Below are 23566 nucleotides of genomic sequence, written 5' to 3'. Positions count from 1 at the left end.
CGGCTGTTTATGGTGATACGCCTATATCAAATTATCCCTTGTATTTCTTTTATATGCAAGCGCATACGGATCCCTAAGCCATTCTAAGGTTATACCTCCGCAGGTTTTGCCAGTGAATCCGCCGCATTTTCCAGCATGATGCATGGTTTCCATGGCCCTCCCCCAAAAGATTCTATAATACGACATACAGTTGTCATACTTCCTATGGCATGATAAAGGAAAGGAGGGTTTTACGATGCCTTTTGATTTTAAAAAAGAGTACAAGCAATTATATCTGCCGAAAAACAAACCTGCACTTGTTACCGTCCCGCGTGCAAATTTTGTTGCGGTCCGCGGCGAGGGCGACCCCAACGTGCAAGGCGGCGCCTACCAGCAGGCCGTCGGCATCCTGTACGCCATATCCTATACCATCAAAATGAGTTACAAGGGCACGCATCGGATCGACGGTTTTTTTGAATACGTCGTGCCGCCCCTGGAAGGCTTTTGGTGGCAAGACGGCATGGATGGGGTAGATTATTCTGACAAAAGCAGCTTCCAGTGGATTTCCGCCATCCGGCTGCCGGATTTTGTGCGGCGCCAGGATTTTGACTGGGCTGTCCAGGTAGCGTCCCGCAAGAAGGGGCTGGATTGCACCTCAGCGGGGTTTTTGACCATCGACGAAGGGCTGTGCGTCCAAATGATGCACCTGGGAACATACGACAGCGAGCCGGAAACGGTTGCGCTTATGGATGCGTTCCTGCTGGAAAACGGATACGCCAATGATTTTACCGAAAGCCGGCGGCACCACGAAATATACCTGTCAGACCCGCGAAAAACGGCGGCGGAGCAGCGCAAAACCGTCATCCGCCACCCTATCAAGCCGGTAACGCAACCCGGAAGTTGAGATATCCCACAGGACGCAAAAGGTTCATGCATCCTGCAATTTACCACGCGGCCTGCCTGGCATTTCCCTTGCATTCCGACTTCCAATCGGGTATAATGAAACCGGAAAGTCGATCCCGCCGCTGCGGCTGGGTCAAAAACATCAATTTATGAGGAAACGCTTTATGAAAAAAACTAACGTGTCGGAGATTGTATGCTAACCGGGAGGTTTGCGTAATTTAAATCTCACACGAACCTCCCAAAAGGTAGACCGATACTTTTAGGAGGACACACCCCATGAACCGGGAAAATAGGAAAAGATCTTTTGAAAAAGGGTATTACAAAACACACGGCTGCAATGAGACGTTCACATGTAAAATCTGTGACAGGCTCGTAGTCCCAACGGGCGCCGGAAGCGAGCATCGGAACCATTGCCCGAACTGCTTGGCCAGCCTGCACGTCGATAACGAGCCGGGCGACCGGGCTGCCGGCTGCGGCGGCATTATGGAGCCCATCGCCGTATGGGTCCGCAAAAACGGCGAGTGGGCGATTATCCACCGCTGCCGCAGATGCGGGGCGCTGCGCTCCAACAGGATTGCTGCGGACGATAACCCGATGAAGCTGATGGCGCTTGCAATGAAACCCATCGCCCTCCCACCGTTTCCGCTGGAAAAAATAGAGGAAATGACAGCTTTAATGGGTGGGGACGGGTCAATGCCGTAATTGCCTTTGAATCAAAAACCGTTTTCAAACAGCCCCCTGGACAAAATTGTCCAGGGGGCTTCCCTATGCCTACTTTCTCACTGCTTTGAACTAGAAGGAACGGTGCCCCGGTCAGCGCGGCATTTTTTCCATCAGCACAAAAAACAGGGGACGGGGCAAATTTTCATTCCCTAATTTTATGTTTCCGGCTCCAAACCCCGCAAACACAGCAAAAACCCTGTAAACCTCTTTACAGAGCCTTTACAGGGTTTTTCCTATGGCTGCCGAACTAGGATTCGAACCCAGACAAACAGAGTCAGAGTCTGTCGTGCTACCATTACACAATTCGGCATTATCTTGACTTTTTGCAGCTTTTTCAGAACTTTTTCCCGTCTTTAGCGGTTGTCCTCGCTGCTGACAAGAATTATTATATCCAACTACGGCAAAAAAGTCAAGCATAATTTTCAAAAAAATCTAGAATTTTTTGTACCCCTGCCTTTCGCCCATTATTCCCGGATCAGCACATGGATCCAGCGGTAACGGTTCGTTTTCACAAACGCCACGAAGCACTTCAGGAGCTGGTCGGAGCGCAGCAGGAAATACACCCATACGGTGGGCAGTTTCCATACGAACGCGGCCAGCAGGCCGACCGGCGCCACATACAGCCAGCACAGCACGAGATCCATGTACAGCACAAACCGCGTGTCGCCTCCCCCGCGCACGATGCCGCAGTTGCACGGCACCTGATAGGCTGTGCCGATGAACGTGACACAGGACACCAGCGTAAACTGCCATGCAAGGTCGAGCGAACGCGGGTCTACCTGCGGATAGAGCAAAAGGATCGGTTTTGCCATTGCGAACAGGATCAGCGCGCCCGCGACGCCCAGCAGGACAAAAAGCACCTGCATGGTACGCACCTGCTTTTTAATGTCGCGCAGCTGCCCGCCGCCGACGGCGTTCGCCACGATGACCGCGGTCGCGGACGCACAGCCCTCCACAAAGACGTTGATCATTTGGAACATGGAATTGGAGATGCTGCTCGCCGCAATCGCTTCGCGCCCCAGGTGCCCCAGGATGCCGGTATGCAGCGCCATCGACACGCCCCACAAACCGTTGGACAGCATGATCGGCGCGGTCGCCTTTGCGAGGTCCCGCAGCATCTGCGCGTTAAAGTGGAAGCGGTAATGCAGGAACGCGACGCGCTTGTCCCGGAACCACAAATAGCCGAGCGCGATGCCGAATTCACAAAACCGCGCGATACAGGTCGCGACCGCCGCGCCGGCGATCCCCATCCGCGGCGCGCCCCAGTGGCCGAAGATCAAAACATAGTTGAGCGTCACGTTGACGGCCAGGGAAACGATGGAGCTGACCGTGCCGATATGTACGACTTCCACACTGCGCAAAATGGCAAAAAATACGTTCGACAGTGCAAAAAACAGGTAGGAAAAGCGGATAATAGATAAATACCGCAAGCCTTCCGCGATAATGGATTCGTCCGTTGTGAACAGGCGCAGGCAGGGGCCTGGCACCAATGTGACGGCCAGGAAGAACACCAGCGCCGTCGCCGCGGCCAGCAGGATGCCGATGTTCCCCGCGTCGCGCGCCGCCTGCATCTCCGCCGTACCGGTATCGGACTGGCCAAGCGCCCTTTGCTTGCCCCAGTACTGCGAGGCAAAGAGCGCCACGCCCATGCCGATCGCCAGTGCGACGCATTGCAGGATGAACTGGATCTGGTTGGCCAGCGCGGCGCCTGAAAGCGCGGCCTCCGAATAGCTGCCCAGCATCACGTTGTCGACCAACCCGACAAACAGGATAATCAGGTTTTGCGCCGACAAAAAGAACGTCATTTTGAAAAACGTCCTGTAAAATCTCTTATCCCGAACCATACCCCACAACCTATCCGGCGCGCCGCTCGCATATTTCCCACCCATTTTGACGGCCGCCGTGTATTTTCATCCCAACAGTATCACAAAGTATACCAAGGTGTCAAGCCGCTGATGCGCCAGTGTGCACAAATATGCGCAACTCCCCTTTCCCCGCACATAAAACCTATGTTATACTTAAAATGTATTATTTACAGACAAAAGAGGTGCATGTATGAGCAGAAATCTAAAAATTTGGATCGCCGGGGCAAGCGGCCGCCTGGGCTCGGCGCTTTACCGCCGGTTTGACCGCACGGAATATGATATCCTGACGAGCGACCACGACGTGCCGGTCGGCGAAACCAACGAGGTCAACCGCTACGCCGACATGAATTATCCCAACGTAATTATCAACTGTTCCGGCTTGACCGACGTACGCGAATGCGAACGCGACCCGGAGCACGCCTATAAGGTCAATGCCCTTGGCGCGCGCAACCTTGCGATCGCCGCACGCCGGATCGACGCGAAGCTGATCCAGATTTCAACGGACGACGTTTTTGACGGCAGCGCGTCCGCCCCGCTGAACGAGTTTGACGCGCCCCACCCGATCACGGTCTATGGCAAATCCAAATACGCGGGCGAAGCCTTTGTCCGCGAACTGACGGATAAACACGTCATTGTCCGCTCGTCGTGGATTTACGGCAGCGGCACCTATGATTTTGTGGACGATGTGCTTGACCGCGCGGCGCGCGGCGAAACCGTATCCGTCCCCGGTGACGAAATCAGCTCCCCCACCAGCTCGGACGCGCTCGCGGGCTTTATCCATTACCTGATCCAGTCCAAGGAGTTCGGCCTGTACCACGCCTCCTGCGAAGGCGCGTGCAGCCGCAGCGAATTTGCGCGCGAGATCCTGCGGCTGGGCGGCTATCCGGACGTCCCGGTCGAAAGCACGGTCGCATCTGCCGGGGATACGCCGCTGCGCCCCAAATTCACCCTGCTGGACAATATGATGATGCGGATGACCGGCATCTATAAGATGCCGGATTGGCGGGACGCGCTCGCCCGGTACCTGTCCGCCCGCCCGTCCCGGAATGGAGGTGCTAAATGAGCGAAACCAAGAAGAAACGGAAGCTCGGCCTCACGACCCGCATCTTTATTTCCCTGCTGCTCGGCGCGGTCGCCGGTATCCTCCTGCACTATTTTGCGCCGCATCATTACTTTATCGACGATATTTTAATCAACGGCGTCTTCTATATCGTCGGCCAGGGTTTTCTGCGGCTGATGCAGATGCTGGTCGTCCCGCTTGTACTGTGCTCGCTGGTTTGCGGTGCGGCAGCGATCGGCGACACAAAGACGCTCGGCAAGGTCGGCGTGCGCACGGTCGTCTTCTATATCTTTACGACGGCGCTGGCCATCTGCGTGGCGCTCGGCATTGCAAAGCTGATCAACCCCGGCGTCGGCATGGACCTTACGGCTCTTGAAACCACGGAGACCGCCATTGCCCAGCAGCAGCCCATGTCCGAAACCTTGCTGGACATCATCCCCAAAAACCCCTTCAGCGCGCTCGCAAGCGGCAATATGCTGCAAATCATCGTCTTTGCGATCATTGTCGGCATTATCCTGGCCAAGCTCCAGGAGAAGACGCAGCTGATCCACAACTTTTTCCAGCAGGGCAACGACATCATGATGGAAATGACGATGATGGTCATGTCCCTCGCGCCGGTCGGCGTTTTCTGCCTGATCGCCAAGACTTTTTCCGGCATGGGGTTCGACGCTTTCCGGCCGCTGCTCAAGTATATGGCCGCCGTGCTGCTGGCGCTGCTGATCCAGTGCTTCATTTCCTATCAGGCGCTGCTCAAGCTCTTCACCGGCCTCAGCCCGGTCAAGTTTATCAAAAAGTTCCTGCCGGTCATGGGGTTTGCTTTTTCCACCGCGACCTCAAACGCGACGATCCCGCTGTCCATCGACACGCTGGAACGCAAGATGGGCGTTTCGCGCCGTATTTCGTCCTTCACCATCCCGCTCGGCGCGACGATCAACATGGACGGCACCTCGATCATGCAGGGCGTCGCGGTCGTGTTCATCGCGCAGGCGTACGGCATCCTGCTGACCCCGATGGACTACGTGACCGTCATCGCCACGGCGACGCTCGCGTCGATCGGCACCGCGGGCGTGCCGTCGGTCGGCCTGGTCACGCTGTCCATGGTGCTGGCCTCCGTTGGCCTGCCGATTGAGGGCATCGGCTTCATCATGGGTATCGACCGCATCCTCGACATGACGCGCACGGCCGTCAATATTACGGGGGACGCGGTGTGTACGACCATCGTCGCGTGCCAGAACGATGCCTGCGACAAGGAAACCTTCCAGCGCGACTGACAATCCCAGTTTACTGCGGTCATGCAAAAGCCCCTGCCGGGTTCCCGGCAGGGGCTTTCCTGCTTAAAAGACGCAGTAGGTCTCCATATACGCTTCCATTGCGCCGAGCACCTCGCCATAGGTGCCCTGCCCTTTCAGGTACTCGTAGATATCCTGCACCGTCACCAGCGCGTGTACCCGGATGCCGAACTCCTCGCCGACCTCCATCACCGCGGTCTTGCCCGGGGTGGTACCGACCTCGCAGCGGTTGACGGAGATAAACATATCGGTCACCTTCACGTCGGCGCAGCCTTGCAGCACCGGCATGGTCTCGCGGATAGCCGTGCCTGCCGTGATGACGTCCTCAATGATAATAATGCGGTCGCCGTCCACCGGCTTATAGCCCACGATGCTGCCGCCCTCGCCATGGTCCTTGGCCTCCTTGCGGTTAAAGAAAAACGGCTTGTCAATGCCGTAATTGCGCGCCAGCGCGCCGGAAACAGAGGTTGCCAGCGGGATGCCCTTGTATGCGGGGCCGAACATCGCGTCAAACCCGTCGCCAACGGTTTCCTTGACCAGCGCCGCGTAAAACTCGCCGAGGCGGGAGTTTTGCAGCCCGGTCTTATAGTTGCCGGTATTGACAAAATACGGGGTGCTGCGTCCGGACTTGGTGACGAAACTGCCGAAACGGAGCACGTCGGCCGACATCATAAATTCAATAAATTCTTTTTTTGCGGTAGAAAGCATCATCTATCACCCTTTTTCGTGTAGTGCTTTCAGTATACCAGTTTTTACGCCGGGATACAAGGTTTCCAAAGGGAAAAGCAAGGGGCCGGGACGCGTCCGTCCCAGCCCCATCGCACCTTATTCCAGTACCGCGCCCTTGTCGGCCGAGGTGACCTGGCGCGCGTAGCGCGCCAGCCAGCCGGACTTGACGTTCGGCTCGCGCAGCGTGAACTTCGCCCGGCGCGACTTCAGTTCCGCATCGGGAACCTTGACGTTTACCCGGCTCGCCGGGATATCAATGGAGATGATATCGCCTTCCTGCACAAGCGCGATCTCGCCGCCGGCCGCCGCCTCGGGCGACACATGGCCGATCGACGCGCCGCGGGACGCGCCGCTGAACCTGCCGTCCGTGATCAGCGCACAGTCCTTATCCAGCTGCATACCAGCCAGCGCAGAAGTCGGGTTCAGCATCTCGCGCATGCCGGGGCCGCCTTTGGGGCCTTCGTAACGGATGACGACAACATCGCCCTTGTTGATCTTGCCGCCGTAAATCGCCTCGATTGCGTCGTCTTCAGAGTCGAATACGCGCGCCGGCCCCTCATGCACCATCATTTCAGGCGCGACGGCGCTGCGCTTGACGACGCAGCCGTTCTTCGCAATGTTGCCCCACAGCACGGCGATGCCGCCGGTCTCGGAATACGGGGTTTCGAGCGGACGGACGACCTCGGGGTTCCGGTTCACGACGCCCTCGAGGTTTTCGCCGACCGTCTTGCCAGTGACCGTCGGCAGGGACAGGTCGAGCAAGCCCCTCTTGGTCAGCTCCTTCATGATGGCAGGCACGCCGCCGGCCATATAAAGCTCCTCGATATGGTGCGGGCCTGCCGGCGCGAGGTGGCAGATATTCGGCACCTTGGCGGAAAGCTCGTTCAGCGTCTCGAGGCTGAGGTCGACATGCGCCTCATGCGCCAGCGCAAGCAGGTGCAGCACCGAGTTGGTGGAGCAGCCGATTGCCATTTCACAGGTCAGCGCGTTGCGGAACGCCGCGGGGGTCAGGATATCGAGCGGGCGGATGCCCTTTTCCACCAGTTCCATCACTTTCATGCCCGCATGCTTGGCCAGATGGATGCGCGCGGCGTGCACGGCCGGGGTCGTGCCGTTGCCGGGCAGCGCCATGCCGATCGCCTCGGACAGGCAGTTCATGGAGTTCGCGGTATACATGCCGGAGCAGGAGCCGCAGCCCGGGCAGGAACCGCACTCGCATTCCATCAGCTTCTGGTCATCAATCAGGCCGGCCTTGTACGCGCCAACCGTTTCAAAGGTCTTGGAAAGCGAAATCTCCTCGCCGTCATAGTGGCCGGCCAGCATCGGGCCGCCGGAAACCACGATTGCCGGGATGTTGAGGCGCGCCGCGGCCATCAGCATGCCGGGTACGATCTTGTCGCAGTTCGGGATGAGCACAAGGCCGTCAAGCTGGTGCGCCTGCGCCAGCGTCTCCACGCTGTCCGCGATCAGCTCGCGGGACGGCAGGGAATACTTCATACCGATATGGCCCATCGCAATGCCGTCGCATACGCCGATGGCCGGGACGACGACAGGGGTGCCGCCCGCCATGCTGACGCCCGCCTTGGCCGCGTTCGCGATTTTGTCCAGGTTGATGTGCCCCGGGATGATCTCGCTGTACGCGGAAACCACGCCGATGATCGGGCGGTTCATTTCCTCCTCGGTCAGGCCGCATGCACGCAGCAACGAGCGGTTCGGCATGCGCTCCGGGCCTGCCGTAATATTATGGCTTCTCAGTTCCATGGGGATCCCTCCTTGATAGCAAGCGAGGGCGGGCATCAGCCCGCCCTCGTCCGGAAATTTTATTTCAGTTCCAGCCCTCTGTCCTTGCAGAGCATCTCCAGGCTGCGATCCCAGGCCGCTTCCCCCTCTGTGGAGAAAAAGCATCCGGGAATGCCGCCCTCATGGTCGCGGTGGTGCGCGACGCACTCGCAGCACTTGCCGTGCCGCGGGCAATCCGCCGTGCAGGGGCAGGGACGGGTATTTGAGCAACCAGCCATATCTGCTTTATCCTCGCGTCTATGTAAGCTTACTTCTTGAGCCAGCTCATCATGCCGCGCAGGCGCTTGCCGGTCTCTTCCAGCTCGGTCTCCGCCTCGAGCTGACGGGTCGCCAGGAACTTCGCGCGGCCGCCCGCACGGTTCTCCTGGATCCACTCGGAAGCAAAGGTGCCGTCCTGGATCTCGTGCAGGATCTTCTTCATCTCCTTGCGGGTCTCCTCGGTGATGATGCGCTTGCCGGTGCGGTAGTCGCCGTACTCCGCGGTGTCGGAGATGGAATAACGCATCTTGGCAAAGCCGCCCTCGTTGATCAGGTCAACGATCAGCTTCATCTCGTGGATGCACTCGAAGTAAGCGTTCTCCGGCGCGTAGCCAGCCTCGACCAGGGTCTCAAAGCCAGCCTTCATCAGCTCGCAGACGCCGCCGCACAGGACAGCCTGCTCGCCGAACAGGTCGGTCTCGGTCTCGGTGCGGAAGGTAGACTCCAGGATGCCCGCACGGCCGCCGCCGATACCGGCAGCGTAGGCCAGCGCGATATCCATCGCCTTGCCGGAAGCATCCTGATGGACGCAGACCAGATCCGGTACGCCGTGGCCCTCAACATACTGGGAACGGACGGTATGGCCGGGGCCCTTCGGCGCGATCATGATAACGTCGACATCAGCCGGCGGCACGATCTGCTTGAAGTGGATGTTGAAGCCGTGCGCGAAAGCCAGCACATTGCCCGGCTTCAGGTTCGGCGCAATGACTTCCTTATAGATATCCGCCTGCTTCTCGTCCGGGGTCAGCATCATGATGATGTCGCCCGCCGCCGCCGCGTCGGCCGGGGTCATAACGGTCAGGCCGTAGTCCTTCGCCTTCGCCTCGTGCTTGGAGCCCGGGCGCAGGCCGACGACAACGTTAACACCGGAGTCCTTCAGGTTCATCGCGTGCGCGTGACCCTGGGAGCCGAAACCGATAATGGCGACCGTCTTGCCATCCAGCAGGCTGAGATTGCAGTCGGAATCGTAGTACATTTTAACCATTTTCTTTTCCTCCATTTGTGAGTCGTATATATTGTTTATTGAACAACCTAAGTAAATAAGGGCTTACCGCACCATCGCGGTCACGCCGGAACGGCAGGTCTCGACGACCTTGAAGTTCGCGATGACCGACAGGAACGCGTCGATACGGCTGGGCGTCTCGGTCAGTTCCAGGACGATGTGGTCAGGCTCGGTCAGCACGACGTTTGCGCCGTAAATCTGCGCCACCTCGCGGGCGCTGTCGCGCACCGTGGCGTCCTCCGCCTGGAGCTTTACAAACACCAGCTCGCGGCAGTATGCTTCCTGCTCCACCAGATGCCTGACAACGATCGTTTCCTCCAGCTTGGAAACCTGCTTGATGATCTGCTCGAGGATCGCGTCGTCGCCGGTGACGACGATGGTAATACGCGAAACCCTGGGGTCGGTGGTTGCGGAAACCGTCAGCGAATCGATGTTGTAGCCGCGGCGGCCGAACAAGCTGGATACACGGGCCAGAACGCCCGCATTATTCTGTACTACGACAGACAGGATATATTTTTCCACTGGACGTCCCTCCTTTAATTCGTAATGACATCGTCGATGGTCGCGCCGGCCGCGATCATCGGCAGGACGCGCTCGTCGCGGTCGATGACGCAGTCGATCAGTACGGGGCCGTGCATTTTAAGCGCCTGCTGCATCGCCGCCTCGAATTCCGCGGGGGTCGTGCAGCGGAAGCCGTGGCCGCCGAACGCTTCTGCCAGTTTGACGTAATCGGTCTGGCGCTCGATCGTCGTGGACGAATAGCGCTTTTCGTAGAACATGGTCTGCCACTGGCGCACCATGCCGAGCACGGAGTTATTCATAATGACCGTGATGATCGGCAGGTCGTACTTGACGCCCGTCGACACCTCGTTCAGGTTCATATGGAAGCTGCCGTCGCCCGTAATATGGATCACGCGCTTATCCGGGCAGGCAAACTGCGCGCCGATCGCCGCGCCGTAGCCGAAGCCCATCGTACCCAGGCCGCCCGAGGAAATGAACTGGTGCGGGTGGTTGCGCTTGCAGTATTGCATCGCCCACATCTGGTGCTGGCCGACGTCGGTGACCATAATCGTATCGTCGTCGGTCGCCTTGACCAGGATATCCATGATGCGGTGCGGCTTAAGCTCGGTCTCGCTGTCCTTGGGACGGTAATCGAGCCGTGCGCGCCAATCCCCGATTTTTGCGATCCATTCCGGGTGGCGGTTTTCCTTGATGTACGGCATCACGGCCTGCAGGAAGGTTTTTGCATCCGAAACGACCGGATAATCGATATTGATATTCTTATTGATTTCCGCGGCGTCGATATCCACGTGGATGATGCGCGCGCGGGTTGCAAACCTGCTCGGGTTCGTCGCCACACGGTCGGAGAAACGCGCGCCGATGGTAATCAGGACGTCCGCCTCGTCGACCGCGCGCCCCGAGGATACCCAGCCGTGCATACCGACCAGGCCGAGGTTCAGCGGCTCATCCGACGGCAGCGCGCCGATGGCCATCATCGTACCGGTCGCGGGTATCTGCGCGCGGCGCATGAACGCCAGCATGTCGTCCCCGGCATCCGCAATGGTCACGCCGCCGCCGTAATAGATGACCGGGCGCTCCGCCTGGTTGATCAGCTCGGCAATCGCCCGCAAGTCGTCTTCCTTCAGGTCATAGCGCTCGCTGGTATCCGCAACGGGTTTGTTATGGAATTCACAGACCGCTGCCGTCACGTCCTTCGGGATGTCGACCAGGACCGGTCCCGGGCGGCCGGTATTCGCGATCCGGAACGCGTCGCGCAGCACGTCGGCCAGCTCGGTTACGTCGCGTACGACGAAGTTATGCTTGGTAATCGGCATCGTAATGCCTGCGATATAGACTTCCTGGAAGCTGTCCTTGCCAATCAGCGACGTGCCGACGTTACCGGTAATCGCCACCATGGGCACGGAATCCATGTAGGCCGTTGCAATGCCCGTCACAAGGTTGGTCGCGCCCGGGCCGCTCGTCGCAAGGCACACGCCGGTTTTGCCGGTCGCGCGCGCATAGCCGTCCGCTGCATGGGACGCGCCCTGCTCGTGCGCGGTAATAATATGGTGGATACGGTCGCTGTTCTTGTACAACGCGTCGTAAATATTCAGCACCGCGCCGCCTGGATAACCAAAAATCGTGTCCACGCCCTGCTCAACCAACACTTCGACCAAAATTTCGGAACCGTTAAGCTGCATTTTCACACCCCTCCTCATCTGTCCGCCAGCCGGACAATAAAAAAAGCCTTTATCTCCTGTTTCCAAGAGACAAAGACTTAAAAAAGTTCTCTGCGGTACCACTCTCATTGCCGTTTGCACGGCCACTCAGCCGCATCCGACCCGGGATCGAACGCGCGGCCCTCTAACGGCGGCCAGCCGTCCCAGCCTACACAGGCATACTGCCCTTCAGCCGGCTGCTCTCGGGGAGACTTTCGCACTTTCCATCCTCTGCCGCCTTGCACCTGCCGACAGCTCTCTAAAAGATTCCGGACGCTACTTTTCCCGGTCACTGCATTTCTGATGTATGTTCTATATTATAAGTATCCACCCCTGAAAAGTCAACCACAATTTTATATAGTTTTGGCCGTATCGGCCAGGGATACTTGGTATACTTTGTTGATTTACGGCCATGCTAAACGCATCCCCTGAACAAAGGAGCGTTTCCGCATGTCTATTTCCTTTATCCGGACCCTGTTTTTATACATTTGCGTGATTGTCGCCCTGCGCATCATGGGCAAGCGGCAAATCGGCGAATTGGAGCCGTCCGAACTGGTCATCACCATCCTGGTCAGCGAACTGGCCGCCATCCCCATGCAGGACCTCGGGGTGCCGCTGATGTCCGGCGTGATCCCGATCGTTACGCTGATTTCCCTGGAAATCGTCGTGTCTTTCCTCAGCCTGAAAAGCATCCGCCTGCGCCGCCTGCTGAACGGCCGCCCCGCGATCATCATCCGGAGCGGCGTGCTTGACCGCCGCAAAATGCAGCAGATGCGCATCACGGTCGATGAAGTACTCGAAGCACTGCGGGAAAACAACATTGACTCGATCAGCGACGTAAAATACGGCGTCATTGAGCCGAGCGGCAAACTCAGCTATGTGCTGCAGACGCCCTACCGCCCTACGACGGCGGAAATGCTGAACCTCTCCCCACAGGACAGCGGCCTGCCCTATATTGTCATCTCCGACGGCCATATCATCCATCAGAACCTGCAAAAGCTCAACAAAACGGTGGAGGATATCGAGCAAATGGTCAAAAAAGCTAAAATCAACGCCCCCAAGGACGTATTCCTGATGACGCTTGACGACTGTGGGAACCAATTTATCCAGGCAAAGGAGGGACGCGCATGAGACGCCTCATCGTCGCCATCCTACTACTCGCTGTGATGATCTTCGGCTGTTTCGCCAGCTATAACCGCCTTGACCTGCTGACGCAGGAACTGGCCGGGCACGTGCTGGAATCGGACGCCCTGTTGCAAACAGGCGACCGCGCCGGCGCGGACGCTATCCTGCAGGAGACCTATCACCTGTGGTCCGACCACCGCTCCATGCTGGGCGCGCTGGTACGCCACAACGAACTGGACGATATTGAAAACCTGTTCCTGCGCACGATGCAGGCCATGGACAACCACGATAACAACGAATATTTCCTCCAGTCCCGCGAGCTGTACGGCATGCTGCTGCACATCCCGGAGATGGAGCTCCCCAGCATCGAAAATATATTTTAGCCATATGTACCGCCATTTTACAGTGCCGTTGCATCAAAAAAAAGGGCCGTCCTGCCGGACGGCCCTTTTTTGATTACTTATCCCCCGCAATGCGGATACGGTTGACAGCCTTTTTGAGCTTCACGTCCGCGACGTCATGCTCGTGCTCGCTCAGCTGCTGATGGAGCAGCGCCTTGGCGCGTTCCGCCGCCTCGCGGGCACGGTTGATGTCGATTTCGTCCGCCCATTCACAGGTGCGCGCAAGCACAGTCGTGCCTTCCGCGGATACCTGGACAAAGCCGCCTGAAACCGCCGCCACGCGGCTGGTGCCCTCGTGGAAAATCGTCAGGCCGCCGATGCCGAGCGCGGCGACATAAGGGATATGCTTCGGCAGGATGCCGACGTCGCCCTCGGTCGTACGCACGATAATGCGTTCGGCCTCGCCGTCAAAGAAGCAACGGTCGGAAGTGACAACCTTCAAATGAAAAGTAGACATAGACTACTCTCCCTTCTTGGCTTTTTCCACTACCTCGTCAATCGAACCGGCAAACAGGAATGCGGATTCCGGCAGGTCGTCGTGCTTGCCCTCCAGGATTTCCTTGAAGCCGCGGATGGTTTCCTTGATCGGGACATATTTGCCGGGCATGCCGGTAAACTGCTCCGCAACATGGAACGGCTGCGACAGGAAGTTCTGGATCTTACGGGCTCTGGCAACGGTCAGCTTGTCCTCGTCGGAAAGCTCGTCCATACCCAGGATCGCGATGATGTCCTGCAAATCCTTGTACTTTTGCAGGATGGACTGCACGGCGCGCGCGGTCTCGTAGTGCTCTACACCGACCACGTCGGCCGTCAGGATACGCGACGTCGAATCCAGCGGGTCAACCGCAGGGTAAATACCCATGGATGCAATGTCACGGGAAAGGACGGTCTTTGCGTCCAGGTGGGCGAACGTCGTCGCCGGCGCCGGGTCGGTCAGGTCGTCCGCAGGGACGTAAACCGCCTGTACGGACGTGATCGAGCCCTTCTTGGTCGAGGTGATACGCTCCTGCAGCGCGCCCATCTCGGTTGCCAGCGTCGGCTGGTAACCTACTGCGGACGGCATACGGCCGAGCAGCGCGGAAACCTCGGAACCCGCCTGGGTAAAGCGGAAAATGTTGTCGATAAACAGCAGTACGTCCTGGCCTTCCTGGTCACGGAAATACTCCGCCATGGTCAGGCCGGACAGGCCGACGCGCATACGCGCTCCGGGCGGCTCGTTCATCTGGCCGTAAACCAGTACGGTCTTGTCGATAACGCCGGACTCCTGCATTTCGTTATACAGGTCGTTACCCTCACGGGTACGCTCGCCGACACCGGTGAAGACCGAAATGCCGCCGTGCTGCTTAGCGATGTTGTTGATCAGCTCCATGATGATAACCGTCTTGCCGACGCCCGCGCCGCCGAACAGGCCGACCTTACCGCCCTTGGCGTACGGCGCGATCAGGTCGACGACCTTGATGCCGGTTTCCAGGATTTCCGTGGTGGATTCCTGGTCCTCATAAGACGGAGCCTCCCGGTGGATCGGCCAGCGCTCCTCGCCCTTGACGGGGGGCTTGTGGTCGACCGGCTCACCGAGCAGGTTGAAGATGCGTCCTAAGTTCTCGTGACCGACCGGTACAGTGATCGGCGCGCCGGTATCGACGGCCTTCATGCCGCGCACCAGGCCGTCGGTCGACTGCATTGCGATGCAGCGGACCGTATCCTCGCCGATATGCTGTGCGACCTCAGCGGTAATGGTCTTGCCGTTCAGGTCGATGGTGATCGCGTTCAGGAGCTTAGGCAGCGCATCCGCAGCAAATTTGATGTCGAGTACAGGTCCGATAATCTGGACGACTGTACCAATATTCTGCTCACTCATTGGCAAAACTCCCTAATTCTTGTGTTGCCCGCGGTTACCGGGCGTTTAGCTGCCCACCTGGCCTGCGCCCGCGACGATCTCAGTGATTTCCTGCGTGATCGACGCCTGGCGCGCACGGTTGTAGGACAGGTTCAGGTTTTCAATCATCTCGCCCGCGTTGTCCGAAGCGGCCTCCATCGCCATGCGGCGGGCGCTCTGTTCAGACGCATACGACTCGACAACCGCGCCATACAGCACGCCGTTGAGGTATTCCGGGATGATTTCGTTAAAGACCGCCTCGGGCGAGGGGTCGTATTCGGTCAGCACGCGGCTCTGCTTCGTGTCCGTTTCCTCCTTGCCAAAGCTCAGGGGCAGCAGCTGGATGCAGCGCGGCTCCTGGGTCAGCGGGGAAACGTACTTCGTGTAGCACAGGAAGACCTCGTCCACTTCGCCCCGCTTGAACAGGTCGAGGAACTGCCGCACAATCGAATGCGTATCCGAAATGCGCATGGTCTCCGCAATGCCCGGATAGTCGGCGAGCACGCTGCCGGCATGCTTGGCGTAGTGCTCCTGCGCCTTCTTGCCGATGGTGATCACCGCGGTATCCTTGCCAGCCATCTGCGCCGTTGCCAGCTTGAAGATGTTGGCATTGTAGCCGCCGGCCAGGCCGCGGTCGCCTGCAATGACGAGGTAGAGGCTTTTTTTGACCTCCCGCGGCTTGGTATAGACCGAACTGCCGTCGCGGTTTGCGGCCGCGATACGTGTGATCGTGTCATAAAGCGTGTCGAAATAGGGCCTGGACCGCTCGACGCGCTCCTTGGCGCGGCGCACCTTGCTCGACGCCACCAGCTCCATCGCCTTGGTGATCTGCATGGTGGACTGGACGCTCTTGATGCGGCGCCTGATTTGTTTCATATTGCCGGCTGCCATTGGCTATCCCTCCCTTTCTTTATCAAGTTTTGTACGGGAGGCTTATCTCTCGGCCAGGAACTTGTCCCTGAACTCGATGATTGCGTCGTGCAGCTTATTCTTGATATCGTCGTCCATCTTGCCCGTGGCGCGGATGGTCTCCGGGATATCGCCGTAGGTATTGGCAATATAGTCGAACAGCTCGTTCTGGAACTCGCCGATCTGTGCGACCGGGATTTCCTTGAGCAGGTTCGAAACGACCGCATAGATAATGATAACCTGATTTTCTACGGAAATCGGGCTGTTCTGCGGCTGCTTGAGGACTTCAACGATGCGTTCGCCCTGTGCCAGGCGGTTCTTGGTGTCCTCGTCGAGGTCGGAACCGAACTGGGAGAAGGACTGCAGCTCGCGGTACTGCGAATACGCCAGCTTGAGCGTACCGGATACCTTCTTCATCGCCTTGATCTGCGCGTTACCGCCGACACGCGATACCGAGATGCCGGGGTTGACCGCGGGACGGATACCGGAGTTGAACAGCTCGGTTTCTAGGAAGATCTGGCCGTCCGTGATGGAAATGACGTTCGTCGGGATATAGGCCGCGACGTCGCCCGCCTGCGTCTCAATGATCGGCAGCGCGGTCAGCGAGCCGCTGTCCTTGATGTTTGCCGCGCGCTCCAGCAGGCGGGAGTGCAGGTAGAATACGTCGCCGGGATATGCCTCACGTCCGGGCGGACGGTGCAGCAGCAGGGAAATTGCACGGTAGGCCACCGCGTGCTTGGACAGGTCGTCATAAATGACCAGCACGTCCTTGCCCTTGTGCATAAAATATTCGCCCATCGTGCAGCCCGCGTACGGCGCGATATACTGCAGCGGCGCGGACTCGGACGCGGTCGCCGCGACGATTGTCGTGTACTCCATCGCGCCGTTTTTGGCCAGCGTTTCCGCAACCTGCGCGACGGTCGAACGCTTCTGCCCGATCGCGACATAGATGCAGATTACGCCGTTGCCGCGCTGGTTGATGATCGTATCCAGGCAGATCGCGGTCTTACCGGTCTGGCGGTCGCCGATGATCAGCTCGCGCTGGCCGCGGCCGATCGGGATCATGGAGTCGATCGCCTTGATACCGGTCTGCAACGGGACGTTAACCGGGGTACGCTCGATGATGCCGGGCGCCGGCATTTCAATCGGGCGGGATTCCTTGGTCTCGATGGGGCCCTTGCCGTCGATCGGCTTGCCGAGCGCGTCCACGACGCGGCCGAGCATTGCCTCGCCGACCGGGACCTCCACGATCCTCTGGGTACGCTTTACGGTGTCGCCCTCTCTGATGTTCTGGTCGGAACCCAGCAGGACGGCGCCGACATAGTCCTCTTCGAGGTTCTGTGCCATGCCATATACGCCGCCGTCGAACTCCAAGAGTTCGCCGGACATACAATCCTCAAGGCCGTAGATCTTGGCGATACCGTCGCCGACCTCCATAACGGTGCCGACGTTGGTCTGCCGGATCTGCGACTGGTACCCCTTAATCTGGGCTTTCAGGATTGTACTAATCTCTTCCGGGCGTAATTCCATGAAGTCACCTACTTCCTTACGCAATAATTTGAGTCATTTTTTGTGTCAGCTCCGCCAGGCGGGTCTTGACACTGGTATCGATCTGGTCGTTGCCGAGCTTGATGACGATGCCGCCCAGGATGGACGGGTCGACCTTCTTGCGGAGGATGACCTCCTTGGAGGTGATCTTACGCAGCTTGGCAATGAGCTGGTCGGTGAGCGCGTCATCCATGGGGACTGCGGTCGTCGCAATGACCTCGATGATGCCGTGCTCCTCATAATAGTGCTGTTTATATGCCTCCTGCATTTCCAGCAGGCCGCCTACGCGCCGCTTTTCCGTGATCAGCATCAGGAAATTGAGCAGATAGGGGTCGGCCTTGCCGGAGAAAGCGTCTTGCAGCACCTTCTTCTTGTCTTCCAGCGCAATCGCCGGCGCCTGCAGCATTTTCAGGAAATCCGGCGCTTCGCGGATGGCCTCCGCGATTACAGCGAACTGGTCGAGGATCTCGGAAACCTTGTCCTCATCCCGCGCCGCTTCATAGAGCGAAAGCGCGTAGCGCTCGTTTACGATCGTCGCCACTTAAACCCTCACCCTACCTTACTGATAAAGTCTTCGATCATGCGCTTATGATCGTCTTCGTTGATGTCCTTTTCAATGACCTTGGACGCAATCATAACGGACAGGCCGGTGATTTCGTCCTTAATTTCATTCATTGCCTTCTTGCGCTCCTGTTCAATGGACGTCTCCGCCTTCTTGACCATGTCGGCCGCCTGCTGCGAAGCTTCCTTCAGGATTTCTTCGCCGCGTACCGTGGCGCGGTGGGTGGCGCTCTTCGTAATCGAAGCCGCCTCCTCCTTCGCCTTTGCCAGGCGCTCGGTATATTCGGCGCGCAGCTTCTCCGCCTCCGTCTGGGCGTTTTCCGCCTCGGAGTACATCGACTGCACTTCCTCTTCGCGCTGCGCCAGCATTTTACGGACCGGCTTGTACAGGAATTTCTTGATAATCAGGAAAGTGATCAGCGTATTGCAGATCGTTACGATCAGTTCCCAGGGGCTAAATCCGACAAACGATTGAAATAGTTCCACAGGTTTACCCTCCTCCCGTTGGAATCTCGATCCTTGCGGATTGGCTTAGAACAGATTGACAAACGGGTTGGCAAACAGCAGGATCAGCGCGATAACCAGCGCGTAAATACCGGTGGATTCGGCCATTGCAATACCAAGGATCATCGTACGGGTAATATCGGACTGCGCTTCCGGCTGGCGGCCGATCGCAGAGCACGCCTGGCCGGCGCAGTAACCTTCACCAATACCAGGGCCGAGGCCGGCGATCATTGCCATACCGGCGCCGAGGGCGGACAGACCTGCTACAAATGCCTTTGCATCCATAATTTTTTCCTCCTGAATGTTACAATCAAATTTAAAAATTCTGAGGCCTTTCCTTTTAAGGAAGGCCGCTTAGTCTGCAGAACGCGCGTTGCCGACATAGGACATTGTCAGCATACTGAAGATAAACGCCTGCATGGCCGATGTAAACACATCGAAATACAGGGACAGCACACCCGGAATACCGATCTGCAACAGGGGGACCGGCAGGAAACCGAGCACAAAGCCCGACAGAGCCTTGAGCGCCGCAAGCAGCAGCGTTGTGATTACCAGGCCGCCCGCAATGTTACCGAAGTGACGGAAGGACATTGAGACCGGCGTTGCAACCTCACTCAGCACATTGAGCGGCGCCATGACGAATATCGGCTGAAGGAAACCCTTGAGATACCCGCCGACCCCTTTGTACTTAATATTATTGACAATAATCAGCACAAAGGTGATGAGCGCCCAACCGAGCGTCGTGTTCAGGTCGCCCGTTACCGGGCGCATGAAAAACAGGGACGCCAAGCTGCCACAGAAAGAGAACATCAACAGGGTCGCGATATACGGAGAGAAACCGCGGCATCCAGGCCCCATTGTCCCGTCGACAAGGTTGTCGATCATTTGCACGGCTTTTTCCGCGATCGCCTGCTTGCCTTTGGGCACCTTTTCCATCCTGCTCGTCAGGAACAGGCAGAGGCAAAGGATGAACAGCATCACGATCCATGCGTTGCGCATGGTTTCCGTGATCGGCAGCCCGCCAAGAATTGGGATCTCAAATAGCACTCTTGGGCCATTAATTGCTATATCGCCCACAATTTAACCTCCTTTCTTCCGAAATATGCTGTTTGCCAGCAAAATGATTTTGGGGAAGAACAGCGGCAGGATCGCCGCCAGCGGATTGATAAACGGAAGCTTGAACGTGAGAAATACCAACACGCCGGTCAGGCAGTACCGGAACATATAGCCCCGGCGTACCAGCCCGATCGCCTGTGCGGCCGGGTAGAGCAGCGCTTTCGACGCGTTTGCGCCGATCATCAGGAATAAGATGAAGCTGTACGCCGCCCCGCCGAGCAGGCTGCCGATCGTACGCAGGTCGCCCATCCCCGCCAGGAAAAAAAGGCCGGCCGCGATGAGCGTGAGCGGGGCCATGCCGAGCAGGAGCCGTTTCGCTTCCTGCATTACAATTTGTTTCGCCGTCATGGCCTGTGTTCACGCTCGCTTTCCTTCGCCTTTTTTTCGGTGTACTGCATGAACTTCCAGAGGTTGCATCCAGCCACCGCGATGCCCAGCAGGATCCCAATGATGATCACCCCGTTGCCCCAGCCAAACTTGTTTTTGAGCCACCAGGCCAGCGCCGTCATTACGACCGGCGGGATAATCATATTGAGGCCGAACTGTGTAAAATAAACCAGGTATTTCAGCACTGTCCACGTAGATTTGTTCTTCAATCGCATCCCGTCCCCAAAAGGTAAAATATGATGTTAAGGCTCCGTGCCCGCGCCCGCTTGTTGTTCCCCGGCGCGGGTTTGGCACCCCTCCCACACATCGTTTTTATTATACCGAAACTTGCTAAAAAGCGAAACACTTTTTAGCGAAATTTTCTAAAAATTTTTTCTTATACTTTGTCGGATTGGGAATGATATACAAAAAAATGGACGTAATCCTGTGGATTACGTCCATTGCGTTCCGTTACTATCGGTTTCTTGCTTTTCGTCCGATCGGTAATTACATGAATTTCTTCATGGTCTCGGTCGCAGTCTTCTCGTCTTCGCTGATGGCGACGGTGAACTTGACCGAATGCTTCTCTGCGAAAGCGTCGAGGTCGCGCAGGAACTTTTCCGCGTTCTCGGGCTTCTCGTCTTCTACGATTTTATACAGGCTGTCGATGTAGAACTGGGAAATGTCATAGTTCCCTGCATGGATACCGGACAGGAAGCCCAGCAGGCCGTCGTAGCCCTTAACCGCATAATCGCTTACGTCTACCAGACGCGCGTCATGGGAAATGTCGAATGTCAGCTTGTTGCCCTTGGCAATACAAACTACCGCACCTTTTTCTTCTGCGACAGCAGCGTTTACAAGATCAATGATTGTTTTCGTCTTGCCGGTGCCCTTGCCGCCCATAATTAATTTTACCATAATGATTCCTCCCAACCTTTGAGGTTATTTTTATGTTACCATACACTGCACAAAATTACAATGATAATCCGTCACTTTCTTGTATCTGTTTTGTGAATTTTTGTATCGCGCCCCGCCTGCTCATTTCATGAGCACAACCCGTAAAAAGGAGCGGAACAGGTCGCCCACCCCCATGGCGTCCACGGCCTCGGCCGCGGTCACCGGCACGGTCAGCAGCACGTCAGAGCCGCTTAAAACCTGCACTTCGCCGACCTTCTGCCCTTTTTGCACCGGCGCGTCCAATGTTTCCGGCAGGTTCACCTGCGTCGTCAGGCCGCCCGCCTTTTCCTTTTCAATCAGCACGCTGTCCGCGCCGTCCGCTGTAAGCGGCACGGTTTCCGACTTGCCCAGCGTGACCGGCAGGGCGGACGGCAGCCCTGACAGGTCCGGCACGTATTTTGTGAAATTGGCAAAACCGTAGTTGAGCAGCGCGGAAGCGTCCGCCGTCCGCTGCTCCTTGGTGGGCGCGGCCATGACCGTCGCGATCAGCGTCATCCCATCCCGCTGCGCCGCCGCCGAGATACAGAAGCCCGCCTCGGATATGTACCCGGTCTTAAGCCCGATCAGCCCCTGGTAGCTCTTAAGCATCTTATTGGTATTGGCCAGCTGGAATGCGCCGTCCCGGATCGAATCCATCCAGATCGTCGTATAGTCCAGGATTTTGGGATGCTTGAGCAGCTCGACCGAAATCAGCGCAAGGTCGCGCGCCGAGGTCAGCGTCTTCTGCCCGTCGTGATCCAAGCCGTTGGCATTGACAAAGGTGGTGTTCTGGCAGCCCAGCTCCGCCGCGCGCGCGTTCATGCGCTCGACGAAGGCTGCCTCCGTGCCTGCCAGGTGCTCCGCCACGGCGACCGCGCAGTCGTTCGCCGAACCCACCGCGATCGCCTTCATCATGTCGTTCAGGGAGAGCTGCTCGCCCTCCTTAAGCCAAATCTGCGTGCCGCCCATCGATGCGGCATAGGCGCTGCCCGTAACCATATCGTCCAATGACACTTCGCCCCGGTCGACCGCCTCGAGCGCGAGCAGCATGGTCATGATCTTGGTCACGCTGGCGGGCTGCAGCGGCTCGTCGGCGTTATACTCGTAAAGCATCTGCCCGGAAGAATCGTACAGCGCCGCCGACTTTGCCGACAGCTCCCCCATCGCAGGGAGCGCAAACGCCTGCCCTGCTAGGATGGCCGAGCAGAGCAACGCGCAAAGCATTTTTTTCATCATCATCAGCACCCCTCTCGTCCTTACTGTATGACGTAGGGGTGAAAATATACCGCCGCCTGCACGCCCGCCCGGGCGCCCGCATGTGAAGCAATTTACTTTACACTTCGTCTTTTATTCGATCTCCAGCGTAACCGGGCAATGGTCGCTTCCGAAAACGTCGTTTAATATCCCGGCTTTGGCTACGCGCGGCATCAGGCGGTCGGAGACGAGGAAATAGTCGATGCGCCAGCCGGCGTTCTTCTCCCGCGCCTTGAAACGGTAGCTCCACCAGGAATACGCGCCCGTCAGCCCGGGATAAAAATGCCGGAACGTATCGGTAAACCCCGCGCCGATCAGCTCCGTCATTTTGGCGCGCTCCTCGTCGCTGAAGCCCGCATTGCGGCGGTTGGTCTTGGGGTTTTTCAGGTCGATCTCCTCGTGCGCGACGTTCATGTCGCCGCAGATGACGACCGGCTTCACCGCGTCCAGGCCTTTCACGTACGCGCGGAAATCGTCCTCCCACTGCATACGGTAGTCCAGGCGCTTCAGCTCATCCTGCGAGTTGGGTACGTAAACGCACACCAGGTAAAAGCCCTCATATTCCACCGTGATGGCGCGCCCCTCATGGTCGTGCACATCGATACCCAGCCCGTACCGCACCGAAAGCGGCTCCTGCTTGGTAAATACCGCCGTACCGGAGTAGCCCTTCTTTTCCGCGGAGCACCAATATTCGTGGTAACCCTCCATCGGCACATCGGCCTGCCCCTGCTGCATCTTAGTTTCCTGCAGGCAGATGACATCCGCATCCTGTGCCTGCACAAAATCCAGGAACCCCTTCCCCATACAGGCGCGCAGCCCGTTGACATTCCAGCTTATCAGCTTCAATGAAATCCTCCTATCTATGCTTTGAGTATCCCGCTTTCCCCGATCCGGCGCACCGCTTCCTCCATACGCGCGGGCGGCACGACAAGCGCAAAACGGACATACCCCTGCCCCAATTCCCCGAAGCTTTCGCCGGGTACGCAGATGACGCCGGTCTTTTCCATCAGTTCCATGACGAACTGTGCGGACGACGGATAGTGCGGCGGGATTTTCGCCCAGACGAACATCGTTGCCGGCGCGTCCGCGACCTCCCAGCCGATCCGGCGCAGCCCGCCGCACAGCGCGTCACGGCGGGCGCG

The 23566-nt window shown here is 57.9% G+C and carries 27 protein-coding genes, 1 tRNA gene and 1 other annotated feature; of the genes, 6 read left to right on the top strand and 22 right to left on the bottom strand.

What is annotated here, in order from left to right:
• Positions 1–235: 235 nt before the first annotated feature.
• Together CZ203_RS09320 and CZ203_RS09315 are read left to right on the top strand one after the other, a co-directional pair.
• On the top strand, positions 236–883 hold the full coding sequence (locus CZ203_RS09320; protein ID WP_087065830.1) for a GyrI-like domain-containing protein: 648 nt from the start codon (positions 236–238) through the stop codon (positions 881–883).
• 275 nt (positions 884–1158) lie between these two features.
• Entirely contained in the window at positions 1159–1584 is a 426-nt protein-coding gene (locus tag CZ203_RS09315) for an RNHCP domain-containing protein (protein ID WP_087065829.1), read from the top strand.
• Between the two features lie 257 nt (positions 1585–1841).
• Here the strand turns inward: CZ203_RS09315 and CZ203_RS09310 are convergent.
• Both CZ203_RS09310 and CZ203_RS09305 read right to left on the bottom strand, forming a co-directional pair.
• Positions 1842–1915 (bottom strand) — tRNA-Gln (locus CZ203_RS09310).
• A gap of 154 nt (positions 1916–2069) precedes the next feature.
• Positions 2070–3410 carry an MATE family efflux transporter gene (locus CZ203_RS09305; RefSeq protein WP_159456449.1) on the bottom strand — a complete coding sequence of 447 codons (1341 nt, stop codon included), beginning with the start codon at positions 3408–3410 and terminating at the stop codon, positions 2070–2072.
• Positions 3411–3660: 250 nt separating this feature from the next.
• Here CZ203_RS09305 and rfbD point away from each other — a divergent pair, with 250 nt between their 5' ends.
• Together rfbD and CZ203_RS09295 are read left to right on the top strand one after the other, a co-directional pair.
• The gene (gene rfbD, locus CZ203_RS09300) at positions 3661–4533 is read left to right on the top strand and encodes a dTDP-4-dehydrorhamnose reductase (protein WP_087065827.1); all 873 of its coding nucleotides are present in this window, start codon (positions 3661–3663) and stop codon (positions 4531–4533) included.
• On the top strand, positions 4530–5801 hold the full coding sequence (locus CZ203_RS09295; protein ID WP_087065826.1) for a dicarboxylate/amino acid:cation symporter: 1272 nt from the start codon (positions 4530–4532) through the stop codon (positions 5799–5801). The genes rfbD and CZ203_RS09295 overlap by 4 nt, the downstream gene beginning before the upstream one ends.
• A gap of 63 nt (positions 5802–5864) precedes the next feature.
• On the opposite strand, the gene pyrE is transcribed toward CZ203_RS09295, so the two are convergent.
• The 6 genes from pyrE to ilvB form a co-directional block, all read right to left on the bottom strand.
• On the bottom strand, positions 5865–6527 hold the full coding sequence (gene pyrE / locus CZ203_RS09290; protein ID WP_087066226.1) for an orotate phosphoribosyltransferase: 663 nt from the start codon (positions 6525–6527) through the stop codon (positions 5865–5867).
• 117 nt (positions 6528–6644) lie between these two features.
• On the bottom strand, positions 6645–8303 hold the full coding sequence (gene ilvD, locus CZ203_RS09285) for a dihydroxy-acid dehydratase (RefSeq protein ID WP_200809478.1): 1659 nt from the start codon (positions 8301–8303) through the stop codon (positions 6645–6647).
• Positions 8304–8368: 65 nt separating this feature from the next.
• Positions 8369–8566, bottom strand: a complete 198-nt coding sequence (locus tag CZ203_RS09280) for a hypothetical protein (RefSeq protein ID WP_087065824.1) — start codon at positions 8564–8566, stop codon at positions 8369–8371.
• Positions 8567–8595: 29 nt separating this feature from the next.
• Positions 8596–9606 (bottom strand): ketol-acid reductoisomerase, encoded by a 1011-nt coding sequence (ilvC, locus tag CZ203_RS09275; RefSeq protein ID WP_087065823.1) that lies wholly within the window; start codon positions 9604–9606, stop codon positions 8596–8598.
• A 48-nt stretch (positions 9607–9654) separates the two neighbouring features.
• Positions 9655–10131 (bottom strand): acetolactate synthase small subunit, encoded by a 477-nt coding sequence (ilvN, locus tag CZ203_RS09270; protein ID WP_087065822.1) that lies wholly within the window; start codon positions 10129–10131, stop codon positions 9655–9657.
• A 14-nt stretch (positions 10132–10145) separates the two neighbouring features.
• Complete coding sequence (gene ilvB, locus CZ203_RS09265; protein WP_087065821.1) at positions 10146–11810, bottom strand: biosynthetic-type acetolactate synthase large subunit; 1665 nt, start codon at positions 11808–11810, stop codon at positions 10146–10148.
• 62 nt (positions 11811–11872) lie between these two features.
• Positions 11873–12130, bottom strand: a binding site (T-box leader).
• 148 nt (positions 12131–12278) lie between these two features.
• Here ilvB and CZ203_RS09260 point away from each other — a divergent pair.
• Together CZ203_RS09260 and CZ203_RS09255 are read left to right on the top strand one after the other, a co-directional pair.
• On the top strand, positions 12279–12959 hold the full coding sequence (locus CZ203_RS09260; RefSeq protein ID WP_087065820.1) for a DUF421 domain-containing protein: 681 nt from the start codon (positions 12279–12281) through the stop codon (positions 12957–12959).
• Positions 12956–13336 (top strand): DUF4363 family protein, encoded by a 381-nt coding sequence (locus tag CZ203_RS09255; protein ID WP_087065819.1) that lies wholly within the window; start codon positions 12956–12958, stop codon positions 13334–13336. The genes CZ203_RS09260 and CZ203_RS09255 overlap by 4 nt, the downstream gene beginning before the upstream one ends.
• A gap of 73 nt (positions 13337–13409) precedes the next feature.
• On the opposite strand, the gene atpC is transcribed toward CZ203_RS09255, so the two are convergent.
• The 14 genes from atpC to CZ203_RS09185 form a co-directional block, all read right to left on the bottom strand.
• Positions 13410–13811, bottom strand: a complete 402-nt coding sequence (gene atpC / locus CZ203_RS09250; protein WP_087065818.1) for an ATP synthase F1 subunit epsilon — start codon at positions 13809–13811, stop codon at positions 13410–13412.
• A 3-nt stretch (positions 13812–13814) separates the two neighbouring features.
• A complete protein-coding gene (atpD, locus tag CZ203_RS09245) occupies positions 13815–15212 on the bottom strand; it encodes a F0F1 ATP synthase subunit beta (protein WP_087065817.1) in 1398 nt (465 codons plus the stop codon).
• A 45-nt stretch (positions 15213–15257) separates the two neighbouring features.
• On the bottom strand, positions 15258–16121 hold the full coding sequence (atpG, locus tag CZ203_RS09240; RefSeq protein ID WP_087065816.1) for an ATP synthase F1 subunit gamma: 864 nt from the start codon (positions 16119–16121) through the stop codon (positions 15258–15260).
• 42 nt (positions 16122–16163) lie between these two features.
• Positions 16164–17669: a F0F1 ATP synthase subunit alpha gene (gene atpA, locus CZ203_RS09235; RefSeq protein WP_087065815.1), complete on the bottom strand. Its 1506-nt coding sequence runs from the start codon at positions 17667–17669 to the stop codon at positions 16164–16166.
• Positions 17670–17685: 16 nt separating this feature from the next.
• Entirely contained in the window at positions 17686–18228 is a 543-nt protein-coding gene (atpH, locus tag CZ203_RS09230; RefSeq protein ID WP_087065814.1) for an ATP synthase F1 subunit delta, read from the bottom strand.
• Between the two features lie 8 nt (positions 18229–18236).
• Positions 18237–18734 (bottom strand): F0F1 ATP synthase subunit B, encoded by a 498-nt coding sequence (gene atpF, locus CZ203_RS09225; RefSeq protein WP_087065813.1) that lies wholly within the window; start codon positions 18732–18734, stop codon positions 18237–18239.
• A 45-nt stretch (positions 18735–18779) separates the two neighbouring features.
• Positions 18780–19037 (bottom strand): ATP synthase F0 subunit C, encoded by a 258-nt coding sequence (atpE, locus tag CZ203_RS09220; RefSeq protein ID WP_200809465.1) that lies wholly within the window; start codon positions 19035–19037, stop codon positions 18780–18782.
• A 69-nt stretch (positions 19038–19106) separates the two neighbouring features.
• Positions 19107–19829, bottom strand: coding sequence for a F0F1 ATP synthase subunit A (locus tag CZ203_RS09215; protein ID WP_227103489.1), 723 nt, complete (start codon positions 19827–19829; stop codon positions 19107–19109).
• Positions 19830–19832: 3 nt separating this feature from the next.
• Entirely contained in the window at positions 19833–20216 is a 384-nt protein-coding gene (locus tag CZ203_RS09210; protein WP_087065811.1) for an ATP synthase subunit I, read from the bottom strand.
• On the bottom strand, positions 20213–20464 hold the full coding sequence (locus tag CZ203_RS09205) for an AtpZ/AtpI family protein (RefSeq protein WP_159456448.1): 252 nt from the start codon (positions 20462–20464) through the stop codon (positions 20213–20215). The genes CZ203_RS09210 and CZ203_RS09205 overlap by 4 nt, the downstream gene beginning before the upstream one ends.
• A 277-nt stretch (positions 20465–20741) precedes the next feature.
• Positions 20742–21152 carry a hypothetical protein gene (locus CZ203_RS09200; RefSeq protein ID WP_087065809.1) on the bottom strand — a complete coding sequence of 137 codons (411 nt, stop codon included), beginning with the start codon at positions 21150–21152 and terminating at the stop codon, positions 20742–20744.
• Between the two features lie 120 nt (positions 21153–21272).
• Complete coding sequence (locus CZ203_RS09195) at positions 21273–22409, bottom strand: D-alanyl-D-alanine carboxypeptidase family protein (RefSeq protein ID WP_235847495.1); 1137 nt, start codon at positions 22407–22409, stop codon at positions 21273–21275.
• A gap of 108 nt (positions 22410–22517) precedes the next feature.
• The gene (locus tag CZ203_RS09190) at positions 22518–23270 is read right to left on the bottom strand and encodes an exodeoxyribonuclease III (RefSeq protein WP_087065808.1); all 753 of its coding nucleotides are present in this window, start codon (positions 23268–23270) and stop codon (positions 22518–22520) included.
• Positions 23271–23284: 14 nt separating this feature from the next.
• A partial coding sequence (locus tag CZ203_RS09185) for an aminotransferase class I/II-fold pyridoxal phosphate-dependent enzyme (RefSeq protein WP_143436200.1) occupies positions 23285–23566 on the bottom strand: 282 nt, incomplete at its 5' end.

It is taken from the genome of Intestinibacillus massiliensis (assembly GCF_900155735.1).
Taxonomy (GTDB): domain Bacteria; phylum Bacillota; class Clostridia; order Oscillospirales; family Butyricicoccaceae; genus Intestinibacillus; species Intestinibacillus massiliensis.
This window is presented reverse-complemented; position numbering and strand designations above follow the sequence as displayed.